At 65.3% G+C, this 14,095-nt stretch carries 17 protein-coding genes; 10 read left to right on the top strand and 7 right to left on the bottom strand.

Annotation, left to right across the window (positions count from 1 at the left end):
- Nucleotides 1-109: 109 nt before the first annotated feature.
- Nucleotides 110-1,525 (top strand): cytochrome c oxidase accessory protein CcoG, encoded by a 1,416-nt coding sequence (gene ccoG, locus CXK94_RS04715; RefSeq protein WP_102893484.1) that lies wholly within the window; start codon nt 110-112, stop codon nt 1,523-1,525.
- A gap of 34 nt (nt 1,526-1,559) precedes the next feature.
- The gene (gene mapR, locus CXK94_RS04710; protein WP_102893483.1) at nt 1,560-2,969 is read left to right on the top strand and encodes a GntR family transcriptional regulator MpaR; all 1,410 of its coding nucleotides are present in this window, start codon (nt 1,560-1,562) and stop codon (nt 2,967-2,969) included.
- A 278-nt stretch (nt 2,970-3,247) separates the two neighbouring features.
- Here the strand turns inward: mapR and CXK94_RS04705 are convergent, their stop codons facing one another.
- The gene (locus tag CXK94_RS04705) at nt 3,248-3,631 is read right to left on the bottom strand and encodes a PhzF family phenazine biosynthesis protein (RefSeq protein ID WP_256045984.1); all 384 of its coding nucleotides are present in this window, start codon (nt 3,629-3,631) and stop codon (nt 3,248-3,250) included.
- Between the two features lie 154 nt (nt 3,632-3,785).
- On the opposite strand from CXK94_RS04705, the gene CXK94_RS04700 reads away from it, so the two are divergent.
- A complete protein-coding gene (locus CXK94_RS04700; RefSeq protein ID WP_102893482.1) occupies nt 3,786-4,250 on the top strand; it encodes a DUF3597 domain-containing protein in 465 nt (154 codons plus the stop codon).
- Nucleotides 4,251-4,288: 38 nt separating this feature from the next.
- Here CXK94_RS04700 and CXK94_RS04695 read toward each other — a convergent pair whose 3' ends face one another.
- From CXK94_RS04695 to CXK94_RS04685, 3 genes are all read right to left on the bottom strand, one after another.
- Nucleotides 4,289-4,699: an HPF/RaiA family ribosome-associated protein gene (locus CXK94_RS04695; protein ID WP_102893481.1), complete on the bottom strand. Its 411-nt coding sequence runs from the start codon at nt 4,697-4,699 to the stop codon at nt 4,289-4,291.
- Nucleotides 4,700-4,967: 268 nt separating this feature from the next.
- Nucleotides 4,968-5,228, bottom strand: a complete 261-nt coding sequence (locus CXK94_RS04690) for a hypothetical protein (protein WP_037041610.1) — start codon at nt 5,226-5,228, stop codon at nt 4,968-4,970.
- Nucleotides 5,229-5,423: 195 nt separating this feature from the next.
- Nucleotides 5,424-6,242, bottom strand: coding sequence for an inositol monophosphatase family protein (locus CXK94_RS04685; RefSeq protein ID WP_102893480.1), 819 nt, complete (start codon nt 6,240-6,242; stop codon nt 5,424-5,426).
- A gap of 162 nt (nt 6,243-6,404) precedes the next feature.
- On the opposite strand from CXK94_RS04685, the gene CXK94_RS04680 reads away from it, so the two are divergent.
- The 3 genes from CXK94_RS04680 (at nt 6,405) to CXK94_RS04670 (ending at nt 8,219) form a co-directional block, all read left to right on the top strand.
- Complete coding sequence (locus CXK94_RS04680; protein WP_102893479.1) at nt 6,405-7,025, top strand: hypothetical protein; 621 nt, start codon at nt 6,405-6,407, stop codon at nt 7,023-7,025.
- Nucleotides 7,018-7,749, top strand: a complete 732-nt coding sequence (locus CXK94_RS04675) for a hypothetical protein (RefSeq protein ID WP_102893478.1) — start codon at nt 7,018-7,020, stop codon at nt 7,747-7,749. The genes CXK94_RS04680 and CXK94_RS04675 overlap by 8 nt, the downstream gene beginning before the upstream one ends.
- Before the next feature lie 74 nt (nt 7,750-7,823).
- The gene (locus tag CXK94_RS04670; protein WP_102893477.1) at nt 7,824-8,219 is read left to right on the top strand and encodes a DUF3597 domain-containing protein; all 396 of its coding nucleotides are present in this window, start codon (nt 7,824-7,826) and stop codon (nt 8,217-8,219) included.
- 161 nt (nt 8,220-8,380) lie between these two features.
- Here the strand turns inward: CXK94_RS04670 and CXK94_RS04665 are convergent, their stop codons facing one another.
- Complete coding sequence (locus CXK94_RS04665) at nt 8,381-8,617, bottom strand: DUF2789 domain-containing protein (protein ID WP_037041618.1); 237 nt, start codon at nt 8,615-8,617, stop codon at nt 8,381-8,383.
- A gap of 128 nt (nt 8,618-8,745) precedes the next feature.
- Here CXK94_RS04665 and CXK94_RS04660 point away from each other — a divergent pair, with 128 nt between their 5' ends.
- Entirely contained in the window at nt 8,746-9,681 is a 936-nt protein-coding gene (locus tag CXK94_RS04660) for a 2-hydroxyacid dehydrogenase (RefSeq protein ID WP_102893476.1), read from the top strand.
- A gap of 4 nt (nt 9,682-9,685) precedes the next feature.
- Here CXK94_RS04660 and CXK94_RS04655 read toward each other — a convergent pair whose 3' ends face one another.
- Nucleotides 9,686-10,894 (bottom strand): ammonium transporter, encoded by a 1,209-nt coding sequence (locus CXK94_RS04655; RefSeq protein WP_102893475.1) that lies wholly within the window; start codon nt 10,892-10,894, stop codon nt 9,686-9,688.
- A 323-nt stretch (nt 10,895-11,217) separates the two neighbouring features.
- Nucleotides 11,218-12,714, bottom strand: a complete 1,497-nt coding sequence (dgt, locus tag CXK94_RS04650) for a dGTPase (protein ID WP_102893474.1) — start codon at nt 12,712-12,714, stop codon at nt 11,218-11,220.
- 111 nt (nt 12,715-12,825) lie between these two features.
- Between dgt and CXK94_RS04645 the strand changes: the two genes are divergently transcribed.
- The 3 genes from CXK94_RS04645 (at nt 12,826) to CXK94_RS04635 (ending at nt 14,053) form a co-directional block, all read left to right on the top strand.
- On the top strand, nt 12,826-13,023 hold the full coding sequence (locus tag CXK94_RS04645) for a hypothetical protein (protein WP_102893473.1): 198 nt from the start codon (nt 12,826-12,828) through the stop codon (nt 13,021-13,023).
- A gap of 78 nt (nt 13,024-13,101) precedes the next feature.
- A complete protein-coding gene (locus tag CXK94_RS22380) occupies nt 13,102-13,389 on the top strand; it encodes a hypothetical protein (protein ID WP_102893472.1) in 288 nt (95 codons plus the stop codon).
- Between the two features lie 70 nt (nt 13,390-13,459).
- Nucleotides 13,460-14,053, top strand: coding sequence for a hypothetical protein (locus CXK94_RS04635; protein ID WP_102893471.1), 594 nt, complete (start codon nt 13,460-13,462; stop codon nt 14,051-14,053).
- Nucleotides 14,054-14,095 lie beyond the last annotated feature (42 nt).

Genomic DNA, 14,095 nt, shown 5'->3' with positions numbered 1-14,095 from the left:
GCCCGCCAGCCTCATCTGATCCGTATTTTCAAGGCAAATCTGAGTCTGTTATACGAACGCTCCGCCGTCGATCATCCGCTCGCCTGAAAAGCCTATGGGGCGAAAACCAATGACCGACCGCATACCCGCGCGGATCATCGAAACCGTTGATCCCAGCCAACCGATCCGCCTGACGCCCGCGCAGCGCGGCGGGCCCATTCATACGCGCAGCTTCAGCGGCTTCTTCCGCAACCTGCGCCTGCTGGGCGGCGGCCTGCTGATGCTGCTCTACTTCGGCACCGTCTGGCTGAACTGGAATGGTCGCCAAGCGGTGCTGTGGGACCTGGGCAGGCAGCAGTTCCACATCTTCGGTGCCACTTTCTGGCCACAGGATTTCATCCTGCTTTCCGGCTTGCTGATCATCGCCGCCTTCGGCCTGTTCTTCATCACCGTGCTGGCCGGCCGCGTCTGGTGCGGCTATGCCTGCCCGCAGAGCAGTTGGACCTGGATGTTCATGTGGGTGGAGAAGATCACCGAGGGCGACCGCCAGCAACGCATCAAGCTGGACGCCGCGCCCTGGTCGGCCGGCAAGCTGCTGCGCCGCACCGCCAAGCATGGCCTGTGGCTGGCGATCAGCCTGGCGACCGCGTTGGCCTTCGTCGGCTACTTCACCCCGGTACGCGAGCTGGTCGGCGATCTCGCCCGTTTCGAACTCGGCCCGGCGGCCACGTTCTGGCTGCTGTTCTTCACCGCCGCGACCTATATCAACGCCGGCTGGCTGCGCGAGCAGGTATGCCTGCACATGTGCCCGTATTCGCGCTTCCAGAGCGCGATGTTCGACGCCGACACCCTGGTGGTCTCCTACGATGCGGCGCGGGGCGAGAACCGCGGCGCGCGGCGCAAGGACAGCGACCCGCGTGCGCAAAACCTGGGCGACTGCATCGATTGCACGCTGTGCGTGCAGGTCTGCCCCACCGGCATCGACATCCGCGATGGCCTGCAGCTGGACTGCATCAGCTGCGGCGCCTGCATCGACGTCTGCGACAGCGTGATGGACAAGATGGGCTATGCCCGCGGCCTGCTGCGCTACACCTCGGAACGCGCGCTGCAAGGCGGCGCCACGCACTTCCTGCGCCCGCGTCTGGTGGGCTATGCCGTGGCGATGGCGGCGATGATCGGCGCCTTAGCCTGGGCGCTGGAGGTTCGCCCGCAGCTGTCGCTGGACGTGACCAAGGATCGCACGCTGTTCCGCGAGAACACCCAGGGGCAGATCGAGAACATGTACCGCCTCAAACTCATCAACAAGACCCAACAACCGCGCCGCTATTCGCTCGCCCTGGACGATGGCCCGTTCGAGCTGCATGGCCCGGACGAGGTCGACCTGGCACCCGGCGAGATCGCCGACCTGCCGGTCAGCGTGGCGCTGCTCGACCCGCGCCAGGCCGGCAGCCACGCGCTGCGCTTCGAGGCTCACGACGTCGCCGAACCGGCCAGCCGGGTGAGCACGCCGAGCACCTTCGTCGCGCCGGCACGGTCGCCGCAGTAGACTTGACGCGCCTACCCGTCACGGCCCGGACACGATGAAACGCTACGAGAAATTCGCCGACGAGATTGCCGAACTGATCCGCAGCGGTGTGCTCGCGCCGGGGGAAAAGGTGCCCTCGGTGCGCCATGCCAGCCGTACCTACGGCGTCAGCCCGTCCACCGTGTTCCAGGCCTACTACCTGCTGGAAGATCGCGGGCTGATCCAGGCGCGAGCACGCTCGGGCTACTTCGTCCGCGAGCACGCCAAGCGCCCGTTGCACGAGCCGGACATCAGCGTGCGACCCGCGCAAACCACCGACGTCGGCGTCAGCGAACTGGTGTTCTCGGTGCTCGCCTCGCTGCGCGACCCTGATACCGTGCCCTTCGGCTCGGCCTTCCCCAGCCCCGAACTGTTCCCCCTGCAGCGCCTGGCGCGCTCCATGGCGCAGAGCGTGCGTGACATGCCGGCGCGCGAGGTGATCGCCGAGATGACCGCCGGCAACCCCGACCTGCGCCGGCAGCTCGCCCTGCGCTACATGGTCAGCGGGGTGATGCTGCCGATGGACGAGCTGGTGATTACCACCGGCGCCATGGAGGCGCTGAACCTCTGCCTGCAGGTGGTGACCGAACCGGGCGATCTGGTGGCCATCGAGGCGCCGGCCTTCTACGCCACCCTGCAGGTGCTGGAACGGCTCAAGCTCAGGGCAGTGGAGATTCCGCTGCACCCGCGCGAAGGCATCGACCTCGACACCCTGGCCGACAGTCTCGCACAGCTGCCGATCAAGGCCTGCTGGTTCATGAGCAGCCTGCAGAACCCGCTCGGCGCGAGCATGGGCGAGGCGAAGAAGCGGCAGCTCTACGAGTTGCTGCAGCGCCATCAGGTGCCGCTGATCGAAGATGACGTCTACGCCGAGCTGTATTTCACCCGCGAACCGCCCAAGCCGGTCAAGAGCCACGACCGCGAAGGCCTGGTGATGCACTGCGGCTCGTTCTCCAAGAGCCTCGCGCCCGGCTACCGGGTGGGCTGGGTCGCTGGCGGCCGCTATGCCGAGCAGATCGCCCGGCTCAAGTTGATGACCACCATCTCCCCGTCCGTGCCCGCGCAGGCGGCCATCGCCGACTACCTGCAGCACGGCGGCTATGATCGCCACCTGCGCAAGCTGCGCCACGCGCTGGAGAGGCAACAGGGCGCGATGCTCGCCTCCGCCGCCCGGCACTTTCCGGCCAGCACCCGGGTGACGCGCCCCAGCGGCGGCTACTTCCTCTGGTTCGAGTTTCCCGAGCGGGTGGATTCGCTGCAGCTGCTACAGCTGGCGCTGGCCCAGGGCATCAGCCTGGCGCCGGGGCCGATCTTCTCAGCGACCCAGCGCTTTCGCAATTGCGCCCGGCTGAATCACGGGCACCCGTGGGATGCGCGCAGCGAGAAGGCGATGGAATTGCTGGGCAGGATGATCAAGTCGTTCTGAGGCGCTGCTGGGCTCGCCCATTCACCGGCTTGATTCGCCGACGCTCGCCGATGTGCGAGCGACCGGGTATCCGCGGTAGGTTGGCGCTGAGCGCAGCGAAGCCCAACAAGGGCCGGTACGGATGTTGGGCTTCGTCGCTGCGCGCCTCAACCCGACCTACATGGACTGCTATCGCCTCAGGCCAGCCCCCCAAAAAAGCAGCATGTGCACACCGACCCTGTAGGCGTCGGCTTGCCGGCGATCATCGGCGTTGCGGCGGATCGCCAGCAAGCTGGCTCCTACAAGTCCCCAGGGGCAACAGCGAACCAGGCCTGGCGATTCCTCAACACGCATTCGGGCACCAGGTTCAGCGCAGCGAGCAGCACCTGTGGCGGCTCGGCGACCGGCTCCGGCGCACGGTTGGGAAAACTCATTTCCAGCAGGCCGTCCTCACGGCGAACGACTGCGGTACCGCCCACCGCCGCGGCGCGAAAGACCAGCGGCGCGGCGGCGATCCGCTGCTCGAGGATGACGAAGGCAGTCTCCGAAAGGTTGTTCTCCGCGGCGATGGCCTGCATCTGCGCATCGCTCAACCAACCATCCAGCGACACCACCGCGGCCGGGTGGCCCTTGAAGCGCTCGTGGGTGAACGCATCGATCTGGCACATCGCGAGCTTCATCATCAGTTCTCGGCAGCAGGGAAAGCATGGATGGGATCTTGCCAGTTGCCCGCCACACTCACCACGGACGGATGCCACGCCCAGCCGACCTACGGAAGCGAATGGCTTGCCGTACGTGACGGTCCAATGCTCACGACCAACAGCCAGGAGACAGGCAATGGGGCTTTTCGATTCGATCAAGGCGAAGCTTGGCTTCGGCGACGTATCCAACGAGGCGCAAACCAAGGCCGACGTACCGCCGGCGGATGCCAGGCTGTCCAATGCCGAAGGCGTCACGCTGTCCAACGACAGACCATCGGCGACGGCCAACGAAACCCTCGCGCCGAACATGGACCTGAACCGTTCGGCAGCCACCGCGCGTGGCGTGGATGTGGTGGCACAACTGGAAGCGAAGGCTGCGCAGTACCCGGAAGCGCTCAACTGGCGCGCATCCATCGTCGATCTGCTGAAGCTGCTGAGCCTGGACAGCAGCCTGGAGTCGCGCCGGCAGCTCGCCACGGAGCTGGGCTGCCCGCCGGAACGGATGGCCGACACGGCGCAGATGAATATGTGGCTGCACCGGGAAGTGATGAGGAAGCTGGCCGAGCATGGCGGCACGATACCGCCGGAGCTGCTGGCTTGAAGCGCAAGGGCCTTCGCGGGGAAGGCCCTTGTCCCAGGTTATGAATTGCGGACCAGTTCATCCGCCAGGAAGTCTTCCTCGAGCAAGGCATCCTGGCCTGCTGCGCCGCCGCCCGCCAGCGACTGTGCCGCCATACGCTTGCTGCGCAGCTTGCCGAACTGGTGATTGAGCGCGTTCTCGAGCTTGTCGACCGCGCCGTCGAGCGCCAACTCCAGCGACTCGGCCTTGTGCGTCACGGAGATCGGCTGCAGCCCCTTCGGCCGCGCCTCGATCTGGCAACGCTTGTCATGGGCACCGGCTTTTTCGCCGTTTTCGTCATTCAGGTGGACGACGACGCGCGTCAGTTCGTCGTCGAAACGCTCCAGCTTGCTGGCGACACTGGCACTGACCCAATCGACCAGACGGGCACTGCCTTCGATGTGGTTATCGCTGTGAACCTGGATTTGCATAAGTCGTCCTTACTTCCGCTTATGAACGGCCACCTTTGCGGATGGCTCGGTATCAGCTATGCCACCGTTTCGCTCATTAAGCAACGCCCAAAATGTCGCCGCGCCTTTCGCTCCGGCAATGGAATTTTCGCTTTGCTATCCGGAACTTGGCACGATTGCAGGCGTTGCCGTCGCGAAGCCTGGCAGATCGCACGGCCGCGAAAGTTGAAAAGATTCTTCAAAACAAAAGCGCGCCGGACATCCGGCGCGCAGGCGCGAGCGCGGCCAGTCAGGCTGCTTGCGAGAACAGCTGCCGCCCGTGATCGAGGTGCTGGTCCACCAGCCATTTGCCGTGGGCGATGGACAGGCGCTGGGCCTTGTCCAGTTCATCCATGAAGGCATGTTCCAGCGGCAACGGCAGACGACGGGTGACATGCCCGGACGGATCGGTGATACGGCAGCCGCCAGCCCAGGGCGTCGAGGTGCCGGGATATTCCAGCACCTCGGCGGTGATGGTGTGATCGCGGTAGGCGCATTGCATCATGGTCATGATCGTTACCTCGCTGTTTGCGGGGCCTCCATCAGCTCACATAGGCTCGGGCCTGATGGATGGGCCGTTATGTTCCCCCGTAGTGAGCGGGCCGTTCGTCGGCCCTCGTCGCGTCTGGACGGTATAGCACAGGCTGCTCGTCCTGCAGGAACGATGCAACGCGCGCGCGACGAACGCGAAATGCCGCGGCGCCGATCAGCCGTCCAGCGACGGCCCGATCAGTTGCGCCAGTTGCGGATAAACGCCTGGCGCGGCCACCAGATACGGGTTGCCGTGCAGCAGGCCGTCGTTGCGGAAGAAATCGTTCACCCGGCCACCGGCCTCCTCCACCAGCACCAGGCCGGCCAGGCAGTCCCAGCTCTTGAGCTGGGTCTCGTAGTAACCGATGAGGCGCCCGGCAGCCACATAGGCGGTCATCAGCGCCCCGGAGCCGTTGCGGATGAACATGCCGCCTTCGCCCAGCAGCTTTTGCAGAAAGGGAATGAAATGCTCCTTGCCGCGCGGGTGGAAGGTGCCGGCGCCGGTCAGCCCCTCGCAGACATGGGTGGCGGCGCTGACCGCGAGCGGGGTGTCGTTGACGAAGGCGCCCCGCCCCCGGCAGCCGTGGAACAGCTCGTCGTGATTCGGATCGGCGATCGCCCCGACATGGGGCTGGCCATCGACCAGCAGGCCGACCGACACGCACCAGTTGTGCAGGCCGTTGACGAAGCAGGCGGTGCCGTCGATGGGATCGATCACCCAGACGCAGCGCGCCTGCAGATCGGCCGAACCGCTTTCCTCGCCGAGAAAGCCATCCTCGGGGAAGCGCTCGGCGAGCCGCGCGCGGATGAAGTCTTCGATCCGCTTGTCGGCAATGCTGACCACATCCTGCCGGTCGCTGCCCTTGTGCTCGACGGCCAGCGCCTCACGGCGCCGGTAGAAATCCATGCCCAGCTGCGCGGCTTCGAGCGCCAGGGCTTTCGCACAGGCATAGCGCGCGTCGATATCGAGGTCGCCGGGAGTCGGTGGGGTCATGGTGGGTCCTTGATCGCGCAAAAACAGGCATTCTAGACGGCCCGATGAGCCAGGAACATGATGGCGACGATGCAAGTAGCCTTGAAAGGCCACTTTTGCTTTAGTTGCCTAATTGGGCTACTTTCTCTTCACGTAGCTTTTCCAGACAACGGAACCTTCCCGATGACCCCGATGGCGGTGCTCACAGGCGACCTGATCGGTTCGCGCTCGATGCACGATACCGAGGCCTTCCTCGCATGCCTCAAGACGCTGCTGGCCACGCTGGGCGAGCGCTATGAGGCGCGCAGCGAAACCTTTCGCGGCGATGGCTTCCAGCTGACCATGCGCCACGCGCAGACGGCCTTCGACTGCGCGCTCGCCTTGCGTGCCGGCCTGATCGCCGCCAGCCCGCCAGGCGAACGCTGGGATGCGCGGCTGGCATTGGGTATCGGCCGGGCCGAAAGCGACGGCCAGGTATACGGCGAGGCGTTCGTGCTGTCCGGCCAGGGCCTGGACGGGATGAAGAAGGAAACCTTCTGCCTGTTCAGCAGCATCCCGCAATTGCTCAGGTACGCCGAGCTGCCCACCGCCTTCGTCGAAGCCATCGTCGAACGCTGGACGCCGGTGGAAGCCCAGACCTACTACCTGCACCTGACCCGCGGCCTGGACCAGCGCAGCATCGCCGAACAGCTGGGTAAATCGCGGGTGACGGTGACCAAGGCGCTGCAACGTGCCGATGCGCGGCTGGTGGATCGCTACCTCGGCTGCGCACGCGACTGGCTGAAGGAGCTCGAAGATGCCTGATTCGATCACGCTGCTGCTCTGGCTGCTGCTGGCCCACGTCGTCCTGGATTTCCTCCTGCCGCTGCGCCGGCGCCTGCAGGAGGCACCGCGCGCCTGGCGCAGCCCCGCGCTGTATCTGCTGGGGCTGGCCCAGGGGCTTGCGGTACTGCTGATCTTCGGGGGGCTGCGCGGCGATCCGGTGCTGGCCGGCTCGGCGGCATTGCTGGTCATGCTGGCGCGCATCCTGGCCGGTGGCTGGGCGGCAGGCCCGCAGCGCTCGGCGCGCAGCCTGCTGCTGGAACAGCTCGCGGCATTGCTGTTGATCGTCGCCTTGTGGCTGACCAGCGAAAGCCTCTGGCAGGCCGTGCCGACCTATCTCGATGCCCAGGCCAATGCGCGCAATCTGCTGATCCTGCTCGGCTATCTGCTGATGCTCGCCCCGGCATCCGGGCTGATCGGCGCCATGCTCAGGCCCTGGCAGGAACGCATCGGCACCGACGATTCGCTGGTCAACGGCGGCGCCTCCGTCGGCTACCTGGAGCGCGGCCTGATCCTGACCCTGGTGCTGCTCGGCCAGTGGCAGGCCATCGGCTTCCTGCTCACGGCGAAAAGCATCCTGCGCTTCAACGAGCTCAAGGGGCGCAACAACCGCCAGCGCAGCGAGTACGTGCTGCTCGGCACCCTGCTCAGTTTCACCCTGAGCATCGCGGTTGGCCTGGCGATCCGCCTGATGCTGGATTTGTAGCGCGACGAATCCAGGCGCCAGCGGTCCTATCTGCGAGCCTCGGCTCTTCCCCCTACGCAGAAAGGAGATTCACCATGGGCTTGTTCAACACGATTCTGGAAAAGATCGGCCTCGGCAAGGCACATGCGGCGCCAGGCAGTACGGCGCCCACCACGCCCCCGGAAGCATCCACCGGCGGTGCGGCGGCACCGGTCACCCCGGCCATGGACCAAGTGGATGTGGCGGCGAAGCTCGACGGCATGGCGGCCAATAACCCGGAAAAACTCAACTGGCGCACCTCCATCGTCGACCTGCTCAAGCTGCTCGGCCTGGACAGCAGCCTGACCGCGCGCAAGGAGCTGGCCAGCGAGCTGGGTTGCCCGCAGGAGAAGATGGCCGATTCGGCGCAGATGAACATGTGGCTGCACAAGACCGTGCTCAACCGGCTGGCCGAGAACGGCGGCAACGTGCCGGCCGACCTGCTCGATTGATGCCGCTCAGCTTGCGCTGACGCCGGAGCGAGGCGGCAGGTTGTAGCCGAGGCGGATGGCGCCGAAGCCCAACCCGTAGCGCCTCCTTCCGCCGGCCGCGCTGTGCCCGCCCAGGGTCCGTTGTCGTTTCGTCGCGGTCGCGAACGAAATGGCGACAGGCCCTAGCGTTCGTGCAGCCGCACGTTGAGTTCGTCGATGATCGGCGCCCACTCCGCATCCTCCACCCATTCGTCCCGCAGCAGCGCCCGCTGCGCCTCGTTCCAGAACGGCGCATCGGCCAGCCTGACGTCCTCCGGCAGCGGCGAATGGCTGGCGATGAAGGCATCGATGCTGGCGGGATCGGAGGCCAGGCCGAGCTGTTCGAACAGGGTACCGAGGTCTTTGTTGGGGAGTTCCATGGTGTTCTCCAGGCGCGTTTGAACAGGCTGAAAGCACGCGTGGCACGTGTTCCAATGCTTGATATTCAGAGGCCGCGCGGCTGAGTACAGTTCCGTGGCAACGACGCGAACACGGGAAACCACGAACGATGGACATACTGCTCTGCGGCAGCTTCGACGATGACGAACGGGACGCCTGGCTCGCGGCGCTGCAAGAGGCCTTGCCCGGTGCCGCCTGGCATCTGTCCGTCACGCCGGAGAGCGCTGGGCGGATCGATGCGGCCGTGGTGGCCAACCCGCCTCCGGGTTCACTGCGGGGCCTGACGAACCTGCGCCTGATCCAGTCGCTCTGGGCCGGCGTCGACCGGCTGCTGGCCGACCCGAGCCTGCCCGCCGATGTGCCGGTCGCACGCATGGTCGATCCGGCCATGAGCGCCGCCATGGCCGAGACCGCGCTCTGGGCGACCCTTTCGCTACACCGCGACTTCTTCGCCTATGCGCGCCAGCAGCGTACGGCCACCTGGCAACCGCTACCGCAACGACGCGCCGACGAAATCCAGGTGACGGTGCTGGGCATGGGCCAGATGGGGCGCGCCTGCGCCAGCCGCCTGCGCGCCCTGGGTTATCGCGTGGCAGGCTGGAACCTGCACGGCGGCAGCATCGCAGGCATCCCCCTGCATTGCGGCATGGCGGCGCTGTGGCCGCTGCTGGGGCGCAGCGACATCCTGATCAACCTGCTGCCATTGACGGCACGGACCATCGACCTGCTGGACCGGCGCTTCTTCGATGCCCTGCGCCCCGGCGCCGGACTGGTCAACCTGGCGCGCGGCGCGCATGTCGTGGAGGCGGATCTGCTCCAGGCCTTGGACAACGGCCAGGTCGGCCAGGCCGTGCTCGATGTATTTCGCAGCGAACCCCTGCCGGCGGACCACCCCTTCTGGCGACACCCGAAGGTGACGCTGCTGCCGCACGTGGCCGCCGCGACCGACCTGCGCAGCGCCGCACGGATCGTCGTACAGAATCTGCAGGCGTTGCGCGACGGCCGTCCACTGGCGTACCAGGTGCAGCGCACGCGGGGCTATTGAGCGCTCAGTCGTGGCTGAGCGCTCCGATCCGGTGGATCGCGAGATCGGCACCGTTGTACTCGTCTTCCTGGCTCAAGCGGATGCCCAGCGAAACCTTGAGCAGCCCATAGACCGCAAAGCCGCCAGCCAGCGCCACCAGCATGCCCAGTGCGCTGCCGATCAGCTGGCTGGCCATGCTGACGCCACCGAGCCCGCCGAGTGCCTGCTGCCCGAAGATACCGCAGGCAATGCCGCCCCAGATGCCGCACAGGCCGTGCAACGGCCAGACGCCGAGCACGTCGTCGATCTTCCAGCGGTTCTGTGTCGCGGTGAACGCCCAGACGAACAATGCCCCGGCGATGGCGCCGGTGGCCAGCGCACCGACCGGATGCATCAGGTCGGAGCCGGCACAGACCGCCACCAGCCCGGCCAGCGGGCCGTTGTGCAGAAAGCCCGGGTCGTTGCGACCGACCAGCCAGGCCGCAGCGGTGCCGCCCACCATCGCCATCAGCGAGTTGACGGCCACCAGCCCGCTGATACCTTCGATGGTCTGGGCGCTCATCACGTTGAAGCCGAACCAGCCGACGATGAGAATCCAGGAGCCGAGCGCCAGGAACGGAATGTTCGACGGTGCGAACGCCACCAAGCGGCCGTCGCGGTAGCGGCCGTTACGCCGGCCGAGCAGGATCACCGCCCCGAAAGCCAGCCAGCCACCCATGGCATGCACCACCACGGAGCCGGCGAAATCATGGAAAGCCGCACCGAACCGGTGCTCCAGCCAGGCCTGAACGCCGAAGTTGCCGTTCCAGATCATGCCTTCGAAGAAGGGGTAGACGAAGGCGACGATCAGCAAGGTCGCGCACAGCTGCGGGCCGAAACGTGCACGCTCGGCGATGCCGCCGGAGATGATCGCCGGTATCGCCGCGGCGAAGGTGAGCAGGAAGAAGAACTTCACCAGCGCGTAGCCATGATCGGCCACCAGTTGCTCGGCCGGCTGCATGAAGGTCACGCCGTAGGCGATCCAGTAGCCGATGAAGAAGTACGCCAGGGTGGATACGGCGAAATCCGTGATGATCTTCGACAGGGCATTGACCTGGTTCTTCAGCCGCACGGTGCCGACTTCGAGAAAGGCGAAGCCGGCATGCATCGCCAGCACCATGACCGCCCCCATGAGGATGAAGAGCGTGTTCGAACCATGGATCAGGGTTTCCACGGCGTTATTGAGGTTTTCCATCGGTAGTTACAGCCTCACCGGGTAGAACGCACCAAAACGGTTATCTTGATCCGCATGACGCACCGCGATGCATCACAAAGTCGGAACCGCTAACCGCCACCTGCAGCCGGGAGGTGGGTCCATCAACGCTTCGATCACGTCAATAGCCTTATTTTTCAATAAGTTATGAATAAACCCAGATTCCTTGCGTGCGCCATTTAGGGGCTTTCACGCCGGCCGCTGCACCATGTCATAGCAATGTGCGTACCAAGCGCAGCGGCCACACGGGTGCCAAGGCACGCAAACCGTGCGACGAAGCCGCTCAGCCTGCCGGTAACCGGGGTTTATAGCGCCGACAAGGCACGATATTCGTCTTGGGCGAGCTGGTCGGTCATGCCGCTGACGAAGTCCTGCAACATGCGATTGCGGCAATAGAATTCCCACAACGGCCGGTCCGCCGAAGCTTGCGGATGATCCTTGAGCGCTTCGTGATAGGCCTTGACCAGTTGATTGGGCAGGCGCCGCGCCAGCATCTGCAGGTGCGGCTCGTTGCGGCAGTTGCCAACCGTGAGCTCATGGAAGACCTCCGGCGGCACGCGCAACAGCGGGGCGTAGTGATCCAGCAGCCCCTGGAGGATGCGATAGCCCTGCAGTTGCAGGGTCTCCACCTCGCGGTGGCAGAACACTCGGTCCATCGCCACGTCCTTGAAGGTCTGCACGATGGCGTTGGGCAGGCTGTCGTCTTCCAGCAGCGCGCGATCGAGCATGCCGTGGTAGACCGCCTCGATGTTGTCGATGAACTGCCGCGCGGCATGCTGGACCAGCGGGTGGATCATGTTCACCCGCAACCAGATGAAGAACTCGCCGACCTTGTTGATCGGCTCCTTCCCGGCGCGCTCCAGCGCATAGTTGACCATGCTGCGAAAGCTGCGCTCAGGCCCGGGAATCGGCGCGTCGGGCGAACCGTGCTCGGCGAACTTGGCCAGCAGCAACTGCGCCAGCTGTTCGATGCTGAAGATGCCCTTCTCCACCGAATCTTCGATGTCCGCCAGGCAGTAGGCGATATCGTCGGCCGCCTCCATGACATAGGCGAGCGGATGGCGCGTGCAGGGCCGCAGATCCAGCGCCGCCTGCAGTTCATGGATGAAGCCTTCCTCGGAAAGGTAGAAACCGGGCTTCTTCTGCAGATAGGCGCCCGGAGTGCCCTTCTGCGGCTTCGGCGCATGGGCCGGACGCACGTACTTGAGCAGGCCGGCAGTCTGGGTATAGGTGAGGTTCAGGCGCAACAGCGTCACCACCAGGCGGATCGCCTGGGCGTTGCCCTCGAACTGCTTGAGGTCGACGAGCATGCGTGTGCGCAACTCGGCATCGCCCTGCCCCGGCGGCACGGCGGCGGCGAACAGTTCGTCCAGATGGCGCTCGAACCAGGCGCCGATGGCATATTCGCCGAAATGACCGAACGGGGGATTGCCGATGTCGTGCATCAGGCAGGCCATTTCCACCAGGCTTTCCAGCGCGCCCTCCAGGCCGTCCAGGCCATAATCGGCCGCCCTGGCGCCGAGCTGTTTATAGAGCGTGCGGACAATGAAGCGGCCGGTCTGCTGGACTTCCAGCGAATGAGTCAGGCGGCTGCGCACCGCGGCGTTGCGTTCGAGCGGGAAGACCTGGGTCTTCTGCTGCAGGCGGCGCACGGCGGCCGAGTTGATGATCCGCCCGCGGTCGCTCTCCAGCTGGTCGATCACCGCGCCCAGGTCGCCATCGCTGGCCCTGAGCCCAGCCTCGGCCCTGCCATAGGGACGCTGGCGGGAGATCTTGTCCTTGAAGTTCACACGCACTGGCATGGATCGTACTCGCTGAGCGGATCGAAGCCGTCGAGCCTAGCGCGGGCGCCGGAGTTTACCAAGCCCCCGCGCCTCTGCTATTCAATCGCCCGCATCTGACAGGAGACAACCATGAGCCGAGCAGATTTCCACACGCGCAACGCCGCCCGGGCCACCGCCGAAGCCCAACGGCTGCTGGCACGCCGCGAAGCGCTGGGCCCCCGCTGGCTTCCCTGGGTAGCCACCGAGCTGTACCAGCTCAGCCCGCCGGAATACACCGCGATGGTCCGCCGCGAGCTGGAGCGGCTGAACGAGGAACGGCTCGGTTGAGCCGCGCAAGAGCGTAATGCTGAGTATTTTGTAGGAGCGCGCCATGCGCGCGATCGCGGGCGTGGCCCGCTCCTACATGTGATCCAACTCCAGCTTGAGTCATTGAGTGAACAGCATTACGCGCAAGAGCGGGCATTTCTTGACCTGATGCATGCTCTGGAGCCGTGGTTGTTGAACTGGACGCGGCCATCGGTCACCCTCCGGCCTTCGCCTCATCGCCCCGAGCAAGCGCTAAACACTCTGTTACTTGCCTTGGCTCTTTTTGCAATTCCTTTTATCTGGGAAGTGCTACGCCCCATGCCCCTGCCCATCCTGCTCAACCGCCGCACCCGCGAGCTGTATTTCGAGCAGGACGACGAGCTGTAACCACACGCCCTGGGATGGCATCGCCGCAGCCGCCTACGCCTACGGCACCGTTGGCCCCTATACCGCCGGCATGCGCCATGCCGCACTCGAAACCCTGCTGCACCGCTACGGCCACCCCGAGGAACAGGTGCTGATCAACCTTGGTTCACCCATTGGCAAGAGCCTGGAGATGCAGATGGGCTTCTGGGAATACCTGCGCGCCTATATGGACAACGGCCCCTGGTTCGACGAAAGCGGTCAGCCCGGCAACTCGTCTGAGTTCAATCAGAGTCTGCTGGAAGTGCGCAAACGCCGAGGACATTGGGCGCGCCTGCAATGGCGTGACATCAAGGAACAGTACAAGGCCAACGACGGTCGCAACTTCCTTAGCGCTTCCGGCTTCATACTGTTGCTCGGCGGTATCTTCCTCGCTCCGCTCAACGCCCTGCAAAACCTCACCTACGCCATCGTCAAGCGCCGCTCGCGCAGCCAGTGGCCGCAGCTGATTCGCGAACGCCTGCGCGCCGACGGCCCGACCAGCCAGCTGGCCGACTCGGCTAGTCGCATGAACCGCCCCGAAGCTCGCACTAGCTCCCCACGACGTGCAAAGCCGCGCCGCAGTGCCATACTGCAGCTGTCATGGAAGGCACCAGGCCGGACGAAGCAGCCATCTGCGCTCCTCTAGCCCTTAAAGGCGACGGCCTGCTCGTGCACCGGGATATGTCCA

The organism is Stutzerimonas stutzeri, assembly GCF_002890915.1.
Classification (GTDB): Bacteria; Pseudomonadota; Gammaproteobacteria; order Pseudomonadales; family Pseudomonadaceae; genus Stutzerimonas; species Stutzerimonas stutzeri_AF.
Note: the sequence above shows the minus strand (reverse complement) of the source record. Positions and strands in the feature narration are given on the sequence as shown.